This window comes from Paenibacillus sp. MY03 (genome assembly GCF_002165585.1).
Taxonomy (GTDB): domain Bacteria; phylum Bacillota; class Bacilli; order Paenibacillales; family Paenibacillaceae; genus Pristimantibacillus; species Pristimantibacillus agaridevorans.
In genome coordinates, this window is the sequence record NZ_MXQD01000034.1 from 92,725 (window position 1) to 107,529 (window position 14,805).

General features: G+C 51.7%; 9 protein-coding genes. 3 read left to right on the forward strand and 6 right to left on the reverse strand.

Translation table 11 applies throughout. The features are described 5' to 3' along the window. Positions 1-36: 36 nt before the first annotated feature. Positions 37-1,629, forward strand: a complete 1,593-nt coding sequence (locus tag B1748_RS23850) for an S-layer homology domain-containing protein (protein WP_087570452.1) — start codon at positions 37-39, stop codon at positions 1,627-1,629. Between the two features lie 341 nt (positions 1,630-1,970). Next, positions 1,971-5,654, forward strand: coding sequence for a glycoside hydrolase family 9 protein (locus B1748_RS23855; RefSeq protein ID WP_179215792.1), 3,684 nt, complete (start codon positions 1,971-1,973; stop codon positions 5,652-5,654). Between the two features lie 249 nt (positions 5,655-5,903). Here B1748_RS23855 and B1748_RS23860 read toward each other — a convergent pair whose 3' ends face one another. The 4 genes from B1748_RS23860 to B1748_RS23875 form a co-directional block, all read right to left on the reverse strand. Then, a complete protein-coding gene (locus B1748_RS23860; protein ID WP_087570454.1) occupies positions 5,904-6,941 on the reverse strand; it encodes an NAD(P)/FAD-dependent oxidoreductase in 1,038 nt (345 codons plus the stop codon). A gap of 127 nt (positions 6,942-7,068) precedes the next feature. Next, on the reverse strand, positions 7,069-8,658 hold the full coding sequence (locus B1748_RS23865; protein WP_087570455.1) for an AraC family transcriptional regulator: 1,590 nt from the start codon (positions 8,656-8,658) through the stop codon (positions 7,069-7,071). A gap of 122 nt (positions 8,659-8,780) precedes the next feature. Then, positions 8,781-9,785: an ABC transporter substrate-binding protein gene (locus B1748_RS23870; RefSeq protein ID WP_087570456.1), complete on the reverse strand. Its 1,005-nt coding sequence runs from the start codon at positions 9,783-9,785 to the stop codon at positions 8,781-8,783. A gap of 540 nt (positions 9,786-10,325) precedes the next feature. Next, complete coding sequence (locus B1748_RS23875) at positions 10,326-10,835, reverse strand: GNAT family N-acetyltransferase (RefSeq protein ID WP_087570457.1); 510 nt, start codon at positions 10,833-10,835, stop codon at positions 10,326-10,328. A 145-nt stretch (positions 10,836-10,980) separates the two neighbouring features. Here B1748_RS23875 and B1748_RS23880 point away from each other — a divergent pair, with 145 nt between their 5' ends. Then, entirely contained in the window at positions 10,981-11,412 is a 432-nt protein-coding gene (locus B1748_RS23880; RefSeq protein ID WP_256975891.1) for a LysR family transcriptional regulator, read from the forward strand. 750 nt (positions 11,413-12,162) lie between these two features. On the opposite strand, the gene B1748_RS23885 is transcribed toward B1748_RS23880, so the two are convergent. Further along, positions 12,163-13,200: an alpha/beta fold hydrolase gene (locus B1748_RS23885; RefSeq protein WP_087570458.1), complete on the reverse strand. Its 1,038-nt coding sequence runs from the start codon at positions 13,198-13,200 to the stop codon at positions 12,163-12,165. Between the two features lie 275 nt (positions 13,201-13,475). Next, complete coding sequence (locus B1748_RS23890; protein WP_256975892.1) at positions 13,476-14,699, reverse strand: sensor histidine kinase; 1,224 nt, start codon at positions 14,697-14,699, stop codon at positions 13,476-13,478. Positions 14,700-14,805: the final 106 nt, after the last annotated feature.

Here is a 14,805-nt window from a genome sequence, read left to right on the forward strand (position 1 = left end):
CACAACCAACCAAATTTGTAAGTGAAGGAGTAAATTATGAAGAGAATAGCAACAATCGCATTGTCAGCGTTGCTTACAATGGGCGCATTTTCCGGCTTGGCCAGCGCGGCCACAGAGTTGACTGCACAACAGAAGTTTGATGCATTGAAAGCAAAAGGGATTTTTGACGGTATGGATAGCACCGGCACATCGGCGCTCGATCAGAATATGACGCGTGCCCAATTCGCCAAAGTCGCAGCATTATTAACCGGTCTGAAAGTCGACAGTAACCCTGTCACTAGCACTTTCAATGATGTAAGTGCCGACAACTGGGCAACGGGATATATTGAAGCCGCCAAGAAAGCCGGCCTGATAGAAGGCGTAGGAGGCGGCAACTTTAACCCTAGCGGCAATGTTACCCAGGAACAGCTCGCCGCCGTGATGGTCCGTGCACTAGGGATTCAGACAGATACTAACGCTGTTGTGGGAGGCGTGTCGGATTGGGCGAAGGGATATGTGGCAGCTGCGGTTAATGCCGGACTCATTGCAGGTGTTACAGATTTCACTGCACCAGCCAAACGCGAAGCTCTGGTTGTCAGCTCCTATGCCACGGACGAACTGCAAACGGATATCAAAGCCGTTGAGAATGAAAACAAGCCAGCGATCGGCAAGCTGTTGGCGCTCGGAACCTTCTCCGCTAATGGAGATCAATTCGGTCCTCAGAATTCAATGACGAAGGAAGACGTGCTGCAAGCGCTCGACTCGATGACGAATGGCAAATTTGATGCCGCAAGTTTACAACTGAACGCGCCACCGACCTTCGCGGAAGTACTGCGCGCTTATCTGCTAGCGCTCGGCTATCCCGCTGATTCGTTGCAGGATGCGGACAGGCTGATCGACAAAGCCATCGACTCCGGAATCGTTAGTAAAGACAGCCCGCTTCTAAAGATTCAGCAACTTAACTTGCCGCTTACCCGCCAATGGGGCTCCTATCTGACCGCGGGCACACTGTTCGACGCCACAACGGTGACCGTCGACTCGAACGGCAACGTTAAGCAAAATGCCGACAAGCATCTAAGCGAGACAATGAAGCTGCCTGACGCGCCGATCCAGGTCAAGCTGTCCGACGTGCAGGATGTTCCGACTTACGACAAGCTCAGCCTAATCGACCCGAGCATCGAGGAGCGTGTGACGACTGTGCCGACGACTGTGCCGACAACTCCTGTTTACACAGATACGACAGCGCCAACGATTACAGGGGCAACGATTACACTCTCCGGGTCTCCTACGACTTCGAAGACGGTGACGATATCGGGCGGCAACAGCGGAACGATCGAACTGGACGTTACAGACAAACTGATTGGCGGCACGATTAGTGTCAGCGAAGCAAGTACGTTGACGATTACCAAGATTGGCGACATTGACCTGACCAGCCTTTCGTCATTGCTGACGCAACCGTTGTCGGCGGGCTCGAATCTGCTTAATCTTATCACCTTCCTTGATGACACAATCGACCCGCAGGATGACGGCATCTCTGCCTCGTTTCTCGCGAACCAGGCTACTTCCAACGGACTCGTAGTCAATGGTAACCTACGCGACAGTGCAGGCAATGTACAGCAGATCATACTGACGTTCTCATTCCCTACCTAATCTTTATTCCATATAAACAGGCTGACTCTCAGGTTGTACTATAACCCGGGAGCCAGCCTGTTTTCTATTGGTGCGGTTCGTCTTTCCAGGCGATGCACTCTAGCCGGCTCAGCCCCGCACGCTAAGCAGGACCTACTCAATTAGATCACATCGATGCTTATATACCTCATGGTTATGTCTCTAAGAATCTACTAATCTATATCTTGTAAGCGATTACGAATTTTAGGGAGGGTAGACTCACTCATAACCTTAAGCCGCGCTTCTGAGATTTGCATGGAACGTAATTCAGTCAAATAGCAATGCCGCAAAATGATTTTCCATTATGTAGAGGAGGTATTTTTATGACAAGCGTCACCCGCATAGGAGAACGGGCTAAAAAATTTCTCTTGATCGGACTGGGTCTGGCGGTCGTGCTGCAAGCGCTCGTGTGGGCTCCTGCAACAACGCATGCTGCCGTCAAACCGCTCCCGGATCCGAACACCCCCCTAATCTTTGACGATTTCGACAACAACGGCGAGTTTAAGCAAGCTTGGCAGAACTGGTATAACCAATCCGGAGGAACAGGCACCTTCTCGAAGGTGACGGTCGACACGTTTAAAGTCGGCAAATTCGCGCAAACTCCGACCTCCAGCGCTTCGCTGGCCAAGTTCGAGCCCTGGCATCAGACAGTCGACCTGTCTGGCTACCGTTACTTGAATTTTAGAATGAAGAACCCCGGCTATCCCAACGCCCGCATTCGCATCGTCATCAACGACGGCTACAAGAACTACGACATGACGGGCGGTTTCGCTGCGATTCCGACGACTTGGACCGATACGCAGATCGACCTGGACGCGCTCAGCCCCAAGATCAATAAGAAGAGGATCCGCTTCGAAGTTTGGCTCAAGCAAACGGCTACCGGCTACGGAGAAATCCTGATGGATCACATTACGGGTACGACAGACAATACTGGCAGCTCGCCAACGCTGTCGGTCGCGCCGCTTACGTCCAACTCGGGCACGATCAACAATCAGAATACAACCTATACCTTCAAGGCGACTTATACGGATGCCGATAACAACAAGCCAATCGCGATGCAGGTTGTTTTCGGAGACAAAGCTTATAACATGCGCGAGGCCGATTTCACGGACACGAACTACGCCGACGGCAAGGACTACATCTACTTGTCGAAGCTGCCAGTCGGCACGACATCCTATTACTTCCGAGCGGCCGACGGTTCTTCCCCTGCCGCAACCACGACGCCTCAAAGCTCGCCGACCGTTGCGCAATCGTCGAACATCGTCGATGTCCTCGTGAGCCAAGTCGGCTACGGAGCGAACGATTATAAGAACGCCATCATAACCTCCACGACCTTCCTGTCCGACACCAGCTACCAGATCCTTGACGGCTCGAATACTTCGCTCCACTCCGGGCACATGACGTACAAAGGGATGACATGGGGCAAATATGTCTACGTCATCGAATTCCCTAACATTAAGACGATCGGCGATAACTACACCATAAAGACGAACGGCATTTCCTCATTCCCGTTCCCGATCACGGACAACGTATGGGACGACTACAAGGATGAAATGACCGCCTTTTATCGGATCCAACGCGCCAGCGTGGCGACATCCGATGCCTATCCTCCGGGGTACAGCACCATCCCGCCGTCGGATAAAGTGTTCCACCCTGCAGGACATCTCGATGACGCCATCAGCCTTGACGGCACGACAAGCTACAACCTGACAGGCGGGCATTATGACGCAGGCGACTACGGCAAGTACGGGGCCAATCAATGGGTAGGCGCGGAAATCGTCTTGGCTTATCTCCGGAACGTCGACTCGCCCAGCGTCAAATTCGATAACGACAATAACGATATTCCCGACCTCATCGACGAAGCGATGTTTGCCAGCGATTATCTGGTGAAGTTTTCCAACTTGTTCGACGGCGCAATGTACAACATTTCCCATCATGGCGCCTTTGTGCATCCGAACAAAGAAACCGATGGCATTCCGGGCAATTCGGACGACCGGAAGCTTCGTACCGACGTACTCAGCGTCGAAGGATCGGGCAAAGGCGCGGCAACGCTCGCGGCGACAGCGCGCGCGATCCGTACGGCAATCGCCGAAGGAGATGTGCCGACGTCTCTCATCACGGATCTCACCGCTTCCGCCAACGAATATGAAGCGGCAGCCATTACGATGTACGACTTCATGGCCGCCAATCTGACCACCACTCCACAGCACGGGGATCCCAACAAATCAAAAATTTTCGCGGATGTCGAGATGTACCTGCTTACGAACGATGTAGCTTACAAGAATGCGGCAACGGCTGCCGCGAGCGCCCTCACGTTCGACGATTTGAGCTCGACGGCGTATTGGAGCATGCGGCCGATTGCGCTCGCCGAATTCTATCCGGTAGCCGATACGGCGACGCAAGCGCATATTAAGAACCTGCTTGATCAGCAGTTCCACTACGTCTTGTCGCTAATGGACGATACGCCGTACGGCGTCATGAACCAATTCAGCAACTTCGGCGTAAACGAGCCGCTTATGTCCTATATCGGGGATATGATGCGGTACTACGAGCTCTTCGGCGATCCCGACACGCTCCGCGTCATTCAGAGAGCGATGTACTGGGTTTACGGGCAGAATCCATGGAATATTAGCTGGGTGTCCGGCATCGGATCGGATTATGTCGACTTCCTGCATACCCGCCTGGATGAAGAAGCCGGCAACTCCGCAGGCCAAGGCGTTGTTATCCCCGGCGCAATGGTAAGCGGAGCGAATATCAAAAATACGAAGGATTTTTATAGCATCAGTCCTTGGTACGAAGACAGGTACCAAGGCGCGGACAATATGAACCAATGGCGTTACAACGAGTACAGCATCAACATCCAGGCAGGCATGCTGTACACGGTTATGGGACTAAGCACGATTAACAATGCCGCAACCTCTCCATCGAATCTGCCTGAGCTACAAGTGTTAAGCCCGATTATCGGGGATTACGTACGCGGCGATGTCACGGTATTCACCAGCACCAACGCCGGTACGCCCGAAGTGAGAACAGGCGGTGCTTATGTGCCGATGACGTTAGACGGCGCTGCCTATAAGTACACATTCGACACCAGCGCACTCAATCCGCTCTCCAATCACATTATGAGGATTCGAGGAAACGATACCTCGGGCAACTATTCGTTCAGCCATATGCACTATACGGTTGCCCGGCCGCTTCCGGATCCGTCGCATCCGCTGCTATTCGATAATTTCGACGGCAAAGGGGTATGGGGCTCGATCGGACACCACTGGGTGAACTGGTGGAACCAGAACGGCGGCAACAACGAAGGCACGTTCTCCAAAGTTCTGGATACACCTGGCAATAACGTCGGCAAGTTTACGCAGAATCCGTCCCAGACTAGCTCGGAGGCCAGGTTCCAGCACTGGAACGAATCGTTTAACGTGGACGGCTACCGTTACGTTAACATGAAGGTGAAGAATCCGAACCATCCGAATCTGCGCTTGAAGGTATCCATATCGGACGGCACGAACAGCTACTCCTTGACGGGCGGCTGGATCAGCGTCCCTACCACCTGGACCGACTTACAGTTCGACACGAGCGCGGCTCCGGCTAACATGAACAGGAAAAAAGCTGTCCTCACGATTTGGCTGAAGCAGACGGTCAAGGGCTACGGCGAAATGTTCATGGACGATTTCCAATTCACGAATACGGCCAGCGGAACCGCGCCGACGTTAACCGCAGGCAGCGTAAGCGCTACAACCGGCAACAGCCAGACGAACTTCACGTTTAATGTCACGTATACGGATGCCGATAACCAAGCGCCTTATGTCGTGGAGGCCGTTATCGACGGCGTCGTACGTCAGATGGTCGAGGTTAACGCGAGCGACACGAACTACGCGGACGGCAAAGCGTACAGACTCGTCACGAGACTGTCGAAGGGCAACCATTCTTACTACTTCACGACGACGGATAAGACGTCCGACGCGGTCAGCACGACCGTGGCGACCGGCCCATCCGTCAGCTGACGGCAATTGAATTCAAGCACGTCTCTCAGAAAAAGGTACAGCCCTTCAAGAAAATTGAAGAGGCTGTACCTTTTTTTGAAATTTTATTGACCTCTACACTAGTGTCAAACTTTAGAATAAGGTCGAACACAAATGAGGGAGGTATTTCCACTATGAGGAATGAGCGAAATGAGAAAGAAGAAGGTACTCTTTTCCCTTCTGACAGAGATTCATCGCTCCGATCCGGTCATCTAATGATAGCAGCCCCTGTTATTCATCGGATACGCCAAGCGCTTTATTCCGTTCTTTAAACCTCTCGTTATGCGACGATACGTAGGCCATTCTCGGCGCCTCGGGATCCATGTACCGTTTGGCACTGTTAAGCGCTAAGGCCGCATCCGTAAACGCCCCTGCAATCAGGTTGAGCTTGCTTTCGTAATTGGCGAAGTCGCCAGCCCCGAAGATGCCCGGCAAGTTCGTCTCAAGTTTCGGGCTGACGAATATGTTCCAGTCGTCCATATCCAGTCCCCAATTCTTGATGCCTGTAAAATCGGATTTCAGCCCATGGTTGACGATAACCTCGTCTATTTCCAGCTCGCGCGAGTCCCCTGATTCGATATGGGTGATCGTCACCCGTTCAATCGTCTTTCCGTTGCCGCTGTACAACTGCGTGACTTCATATGGCGTAAGCACATCGGCAGAAGACTCCTTCATTCGAACAATGTTTTTCTCATGTCCGCCGAAGCGGTCGCGCCTATGCACGACTGTAACCTGGGCAGCGATGGGAACCAGCTCGTTCGCCCAATCGACAGCGGAGTTTCCCCCACCCGAAATAAGCACTCGTTTCCCCCTAAAAGGCTCCAGTTCCTGCACCGTATAGTGCAGATTGGACACCTCATAGCGCTCGGCCCCTTCCAGCTCCAGCTTCGCCATTCGCAGAATGCCGCGGCCGATAGCCAGAATGACCGTGCGCGTCCAGTGCTTCTCCCCCGTTGCAGCCTCCAGAATGTACGTCGAATCCGCTTGTTTCTCCAATCCGATGATGTGCTGGCCGAATATGATTGTCGGGTCGAACGTCTTCGCTTGCTCCGATAATCGAGCGATTAACTTCTCGCATAGGATCGGCTCCACCCCTCCAACATCCCAAATCATTTTCTCGGGATAAATAAGCATCCGCCCACCCAGCTCATCTTTCGCTTCTATTAGCTTCGTCTTTAAATCTCGCATTCCACTATAAAAAGCAGTATACATTCCCGCAGGACCACCGCCGATAATCGTCACATCGTATAATTCAAGCTGCTCAGTCAATCGAAGTCCTCCTCCAGCCGGCTTATGTAACGTCCATGCTGTGATAATCATTATCAACATAATTTTAGCTTCGGCAACGTGACAATAACAATGGACAAAATCGACGATCACTTTATACAAAACCAAATCAAGCTAACGATCGCAGGATATCATCGATTTTTTTGCCGTTGGAAATAATGCCGTTATTCATCCAAGTCAGAAAATCAACCTCGTAAACGCGGTTGTTTCGTACGGCGGGCAGATCGCGCCACTCTGGCTGCTCCAGCAGCTCCCTCTCCTTTCCTTCTGCCTGGCTATGCCACTTATCGAAAGTAATGAACAGATGATCCGCGGTTAATGTACGCAGGTCCTCTACAGAGAGATTGAACATGCCCGGTCTATTCGCTTTTGAAGCTACGCCTACTGCGGAGTGGGAGCGCAAGCCAACATCGCCGTAGAGAACGGTCGAAACAAAGCCTTGCCCTTCTTCCGTATATTGAATGATGTGATCCGCCGAGATACGCAAAAAAGCGACCGTTTCATCTTTCAAAACCCGACTCAGCTTATGACTCGCGCTCCGTGCTTTGAAATCATACTTTGCGATCGCATCGTCGGCCAACTCCGTCCTGCCGAAATAGTCGGCGACGGTACGCAGCAGCGTACGCCAATTATCGGTCTGCTCGCGAAGGATGTACGTGTTGGATATGCGTCGGCACTGAGAATATTGCTGTTGCTCGTAACGATCCATAAGCAATATCAGATCCGGCTTATAGCCGGATAGCGCGTCAAAGTTGCCGCCGTTCTCGTCGAACGTCGGAATATGGTTTAAGCCCAGATAGTCTTGTTTACCCCATTTCGCATGCCAATACTGGGCGATAGGCTGCATATCAAGCGCGACTATAAAATCCTCCAAATACGGCGCCACTACTCTAAGCTGTCCCTTGCGGCTGCGACGGTATTGTCCGGGCGACATGCCTACCGTCTGCTTGAAACGACGATTGAAATAATATTCATTGTTGAAGCCTGCATTCAGCGCAATATCGAGCAGCTTGTCGTCGGCGCTTGCCAGCCACTTCTTGGCTTGATTAATCCGTACTTCATTCAAGTACTGGAGCGGTACTTGACCCGTAGCCTCTTTAAACAGGCGGGTATACTTCCAGCGGTCAATGCCCGCGAGGGAGGCCAGCTCCTCCACGGTCAAAAGCTCACGGTAATACTGATGAATATGCCGGATGCTTTGATCTATTCCATGCCGCTCGCCATCCGTTCCCTTTTCCTCGGCAGCAGGCGCATTTTGGCGGAATAGAAAGAGCAGCAGCTCTTGAAATCTCACGAATCGTTGGAACAGCTCGAGCTCGTCGCTCGCTCCGCGGAGTAAATACAACTCGTCAAGCAGCTCCATCGTTTTCGCGAAGGGCGCGCAGGCAAGCTCATGCTTATCCGGCAGCAAGCTCGAAGCTGCTTCGCCGCCGCTCGTTTCGAAGCACACTCGGTAATAGCTGCAGCCCGAAACCTCTTGATCAACAGATATAGATCTTCCAGGCCCCTGCAAATAACATTTCCCTTGCCCCGTCCCGCTCATTATAACGAGCAGTTCAAAGCTTTCCTTATCGTTTCTATCGCTGCCGTCCGAATCACTCATTTCCGCTTGCTCGCCCGCAACGATTAAACGGATCGATCGCAGCACATAGTGGACTAAAGGAGCAGTCCCAGCTTGTTTGCGCCGTTCAATATCCATCGTGACTATCAACCGCCCTCTAATTGATATTCATTCTCATTATATATAGTTTAAAACAAAAAGAGCCGTCCATCAACCTCCGTTGAAGAGCGGCTCTTTCCCCAAATCACGCTTATTTCCTGCTAGGAAGCCAGCAATCGAAGCAGATCATCCATCTTCAACCCGTTGGCCGTAATGGCTCCAGTCTGCCAATACGATCTCTCTACGGGATAGACTTGACCGTTCTTAAATGCGGGAACGGTTTGCCATAACGGATCCGCCTTCATTTCCTCAAACGCTTGGGCGGTACTCTCGTCCTCCCACGTACCGTTGGACGGAAGCAAAATAATATGGTCCGCGTCAAGCTCCGGAATGACCTCCTTCGACAAGACGATATTGCCCTCCGTCATCGCTTCGGCGAACCCCGGCGCCTTCAGCCCAAGATCCTCATACAAGATTTGTCCGACAAACGTGTTATGAATGCCGAAAATATTAATCGATTTGTCTACGACGTTCATCCGCAGAACAACAAGCTTCTCATCGCCGATCGCCGCGTTCAGCTTTGCCTTTACATCGGCAATACGGGCTTCGTAATCGGCAAGAACCTGCTCCGCCTTGTCGCTGAGACCAAGCAATTCGGCGATTAGGGTCAATGTTTTGCGCGAATCCGCAAGAACGTCGTCCGGCAAGCGGAACGTCGGCGCAACCTTGGAATAGAGCTCGTATTGTGCTGCATCGACCTCTCCGGCGCCGATGATCAAGTCCGGCTCGGACACCATCAAGGCTTCGATGCTGCCGGTCACGTCGAATAACGGCACTTCCAGCTTCAAATAATCCTGCTTGCCCCACATCGGGTTATAATATTGCACAATAGGCGTTACCCCAAGCGCAACCAAATAATCTTCACGATAAAGAGCCGAGATTCGCTTCGGATTTGTCGGAATCTCTACCTCTCCGAAGCCATCGGTTACGACGCGTGTTTCCGCCTGAGGCGGAGCTTCGCTTGGCGCTGCCGTTACCTGTGCAGGTTGGTCGGCAGTCGCTGTGGGCACAGCTTGATTGCCTGCCGAGCCGCAGCCTGTCACCGTAATCATTGCTGCCGTTATAAGCGATATCCATCCTGTTTTCATAAATCCCGATCTTGCCATGATTAAATTCACTCCCATAAGTATTAGGTTTTGTAGCAAAACATTTCATTTATATATAATGATAATCATTATCATTATTCTAGAGTAGATTGTACCCCAGATTGGATGGCATGCTCAATACACATTCTCTACGACCGGCTTTATACAAACTCGTCACTTCCTTTGCGTTGCCACGGATTCCGAATTACTGCGGGTTACAGGCGGTGCGGCTTTCCCAAAAGAAATGACTGTCATCAGCAAGCCGCATTTGTCGGTCACGATGTATACTTTTTCTGAAGCCAATTGCTGACTCTTTGTTGGCTACTCAGCAAAAAAATACACCGCCGTGGCATATACCACTTTGCGGTGTATTTTTAAATCTACGTACTAATATGCTTTTCCTTGACCTTACTCTTCCCCCACTGCAACCGGATTCTCATCCATCACAGAAATAGACTGCATTCCTTGCAACGGGGCGGTCTATTTTTGTTGGTTAATCACAGCAATGATAGCAACAACCAGCGAAATGTTTGCAGCTGCTACCTTCTGTATCACGAGAGTTTAACCTATGAACTTGTAATATATATTCGTTGCGTGTAATTCGCCATTTGCCGATTTCGCATAACACGGAATCCTTCCGGCCTGAATATATCCAAGTGACGCATATAAATCATTAGAAGGATCCCCGTCTCTTGTGTCGAGAACCAGTAAAGATCGCTCCTCCCGTTTCGCACATACTTCGACCTTCTGCATCAGTGAACGCCCGATACCCATACGCCGATAACGAGGATGTGTCATTAGTTTTGCGATTTCAGCTCGATGGCTGCCATTCGGCTTTGTGCATATATGAAGCTGCACGCTTCCTACAATTCTGTTGTTCATTTCAGCGATAAAAATAAGTACATCAGGCTTAATTAAGTTTTCCCAGTATTCCGTAGCCTCCGCGCGGCCTAACGGCGGTAAAAAACCAAGCGATGCACCATCTTCTACGACTTCCATCAAGAGTTCCGAAAGTTCTTTGACATATTCCGCAATTGATGTTATTTGTTTCACTTTCAGTTCATTATCCATATTTCCCCTCACTTTATCAGAGTTGATACTGGCAACGTACGACAAAACCAATACTGTATAAAAAGATCATAAATGTAAGAGTATTATTTGTATAACGAATTTTTCGTGTTGTAATAATCAAATTTTTGAATCATTGAGGTGGAACATGGAGTTATCGCAATTAGAAGCCTTTCTAGCTGTATGCCGCGTGTTGAATTTCACAAAGGCCTCCGATCATCTGCATATTTCCCAATCCGCTGTAACCGCGAGAATCAAAGCGTTAGAAAATTCCATAGGCAAAGTCTTGTTTTTACGAGACAATCGCAATGTAACATTAACTCAAGCCGGCATCGCTTTTCTTCCTTACGCCGAAAGGATGCTCCACTTATTTGAAGAAAGTAAGCTACTGTGGGACCCGGATATATTCCGGCACTGCAAACGGATCATTCTACAATTATGCTCACGATGCTTCTGCAAGGATCAGTCTTTGGATTTTTACCGCAGTCTGTTGCCCAACCCTTTCTCGATGCCCAAAAGCTCTTTAGGGTTCAGTTGGATATTCAGACTCCAACAATCCGATTATATGCATGCTACTTAATGGAAAATGGCGGACACGCCAATGTGAGGCAAGGTCTAAACATGCTTGGTGTAAAGCCACTCTAGTCTGCGGCAAGGCAACCGATCATTCAACAACCACCTGATCCGACTGCCGGGCTGTGGTTGGCTCCGGACTTCTTGCAACTGTTTTCTTCCCTTTATTGTTTTCAAGCTGTTGAACGAGAACGCCAAAAACGGGCTACGACAGGTATCTTGCTCCTAACCTGCCACAACCCCCAAACCCGCGTCCGACGCGACCTTATGCCTTGCCCTCTTCACCCGTCGCATTCGGATTCTCCCTATAAGAGATCCAGTCGCTCCAGCTTCTTACTCCCCCACGAACCCCTATTCTTGAATAGTTCCAACGCCGACAAATTGGGGTTCGGGGCAGCGCGTCGGGAATGCCTCGGATGATATGCCAACGCCCATGTACAACGACCTCCTTTGGCTACGCTTGGGAGGATTTGTGGTGTTAGAAGCCCGTGGAGGACGGGGCTTGAGCGGCAATCCGGTTTGAGCCGGGGGAAGTCATCCACCCGTGGCTGGGTCAAGCCGAACGGATCGCCAACAAAAGGCCAAGTGAAGTAAGGTAGCACCCAGAGGTAGATGGGGGAGCCGCCGCTGTTGTTTGCAGGCTGTTGGCAGTTGTTTGCAGCCAAATCCCAATAACTTTATTTCGTATGATTGTTTGGACTTAACTTCCAGAACTACTTAATCCCATGTACAGAGTAGGATCTTCTGGGAGGTTCTACTAGGGACTTGCTTCAGCGCTTGTTGCCTTTCCAAAGACGTCCTTGATAGCGGCAATGACCGCGTCCGGGCGCTCCAACTGCATGACGTGGCTGGAGTCTGCGAGAACTTGGTGCGTGCTGTTGGAGGACCAACTGGCTTCCTCGGCCTGCATGCTTGCCCAAGCTGCTTCCGCACGATTGAACTGTTCGCGCGTGAGGCCGCTTGCGGTCTGTTCGGCTTCGCTGAATGCACTCCAAGGTTTTCCTCTGGAAAGCACGGCGAGGGGCAGGTTATCGAGGGTGCGAAATGTGCCGGCCTCGCTTAGCGACTCTTCGAATACGGCTGCCTCTGCGAATGCGGCTTTGAGCGATGTCGGTTGATAGGCTGTGATTGCTTTTGCCGTCTGGGACGGCAACTCCGGGATTTCAGCATCGGGAAGCACGAGCCTCGGCAAACCGGTCCACGCGGTTGCGGCGAGGGCGCGAAACACGAATGGAATCGGATCGCTCGCTGGCTCGCCGGTAGCCTGAGAGAGGCGCGCGGTCTGCTCAGGATGTGAGGCGTCGACCAGAACCATCCCGGCGACCTCTTTTCGGTAGTACTTGGTGAAAGTCATGACGTACGGGCCACCCATGGACGCACCGACCAAAACATAAGGCGGTTGTTCATTTGCAGCACGCAGGACCTTATGAAGATCTTCGGCAATGGCGCGACTGTTTCGCCGACCTTTGGCCGGATCGCTCCACATAATGCCGGCCCGGTCATAGGAGCAAACCCGCGTGAACCGGGCGACCTGTTCCTGCACGGGTTGCCATAGCGGAGACCCGCTTGTATCGGCACCCGCCTCGAGCACGACGAGAGGCGTGCCTTGACCCTTGCAATTCAGATGGATCTGTCGACCGCCAATGTCCACAAGCCTTCCAGGGGCCGGGAAATCCTTAGCAACCCGGCTGCGAGCTGCCTGTTCATAAAAGCCGCCGATCGAGACTAGAGCGACTGCAAGGATAGAGGTGGTGATGGCCACGCGCTTTACCCAACGACTAAAAGATAGACGCATAATCTTCCTCCTACTGTAAAAGTAATGTTTTCTCCTGCTTTCTCGTGAATTCTTTCATCCCTACACACTCGCGCCAGTCCAGCCGAAATGAAGTAGACTATGTTCGAGGTGAAGGAGCCGGTTACCTAATTCATGCAAGCTCTCTCCTTTCATTCATCTAGGGATACTATAAGCGTCGCATTTGAATTGAAAATGAACTGAGTGTTACAAAAAACAATCGGAGGCCGGCGACCTCCGATTGTGATGAAATCAGGTGAGATGTGGCTATGTGGTTGTTACAGGCCCTTCCTGAGCGGAAGCTTCACCGTGAAAACCGAACCTCCGCCCGGCTCTCCATCCGCCCGGATTTCCCCTTTGTGCATATCCACGATTTGTTTGACGATGGACAGACCCAGTCCGCTTCCGCTAATGGCGCGGTCACGAGCCTTGTCCGCTTTGTGGAACGGCTTAAAAATATCCATCCGCTGATCCTCCGGTATTCCGATTCCGGTGTCCGTTATGCGGACGACCGCCGACCGACCGTCGGCATAGGCGCGAATGCAAACCCTCCCGCGAACAGGAGTGAATTTAATGCCGTTGCCCAGCAAATTCGTCCATACCTGGCTAAGTTGATCTTTGTCCGCATGGACGGTTACCGGCTCCAGGTCTAATTCGACGGCGATCTCTTTACCCGACCATTGCGGCTCAAGAGCGATGACGACGTTACGTAGCTGTTCGTCAAGCTGGAAAGCCGCCGATTGGACGGGATGACGATCGTGCTGCAAGGAAGAAAGCCGCAGTAGGTTTTGGCTGATCCTGGACAACCTATCGCTTTCTTCCTCGATAATCGTCAGGTAATGCATCCGGCTTTCCTCGCTCATGCGCTTCTGCTTCAACGCCTTGGCGAAACCGGAGATGGACGTCAGCGGCGACTGGATCTCGTGCGATACGTTCGCCACGAATTCCTGCCTCATCCGGTCCAGCTTGGCAAGTTCCTGTGCCATCTCGTTAAAGCTCGCGTTAAGCTGTCCGATCTCATCCTTGCGGTTCGTCCGGAGCTGCACGTCAAAATTGCCTTGAGCCATTCGCCCGGCCGCATCTCTCAACTGAAGAAGCGGCTTCACAATGAATCGCGCGGCGACCAGAATGAGGGAACTTCCGATCAGAAAGACGGTCAACAGCTCCGTGTTGACTTCTTTGTTCGACTGCATCCACAATTCATTGCTCTTCAACATGACGAATAAGGCATAGGACTTGCCGTCAACCGAGAATGGGAGTCCGACCATCGGATACCGGCCTTCGTTCACGATGTCTCTGGTCACGCCGCCGGCTAGCACGTGACGAATCCGTTCCGCATCGGGAACGACAGGCTCCGACCTGTCTTCCAGCAACGGCTTGCCTGAGGCGTCGAATAGTTGAATCGCATAAATCGATATGCTGGAAACGTTGTTCATGAAGGGAATCAATTCCGTTCCGGCGGACGAACGGTAGGTCTGAATAATTTGCTTGCCATTCGACAACAAGCTGTTCTCCAGCGTTTGCTCAAACGGTTTCTGGAACAGCAGCGTAGACGCGATGGAAGCGATGATGAGGCTGGCAACGATGACGCCGATGAAAAGGAGGACG

Coding starts and splice junctions, on each gene's coding strand:
- B1748_RS23865 (WP_087570455.1), bottom strand. CDS start 8,658: ATGGATATTGAACGGCGCAAACAAGCTGGGACTGCTCCTTTAGTCCAC.
- B1748_RS23880 (WP_256975891.1), top strand. CDS start 10,981: ATGGAGTTATCGCAATTAGAAGCCTTTCTAGCTGTATGCCGCGTGTTG.
- B1748_RS23885 (WP_087570458.1), bottom strand. CDS start 13,200: ATGCGTCTATCTTTTAGTCGTTGGGTAAAGCGCGTGGCCATCACCACC.
- B1748_RS23870 (WP_087570456.1), bottom strand. CDS start 9,785: ATGGCAAGATCGGGATTTATGAAAACAGGATGGATATCGCTTATAACG.
- B1748_RS23855 (WP_179215792.1), top strand. CDS start 1,971: ATGACAAGCGTCACCCGCATAGGAGAACGGGCTAAAAAATTTCTCTTG.
- B1748_RS23875 (WP_087570457.1), bottom strand. CDS start 10,835: ATGGATAATGAACTGAAAGTGAAACAAATAACATCAATTGCGGAATAT.
- B1748_RS23850 (WP_087570452.1), top strand. CDS start 37: ATGAAGAGAATAGCAACAATCGCATTGTCAGCGTTGCTTACAATGGGC.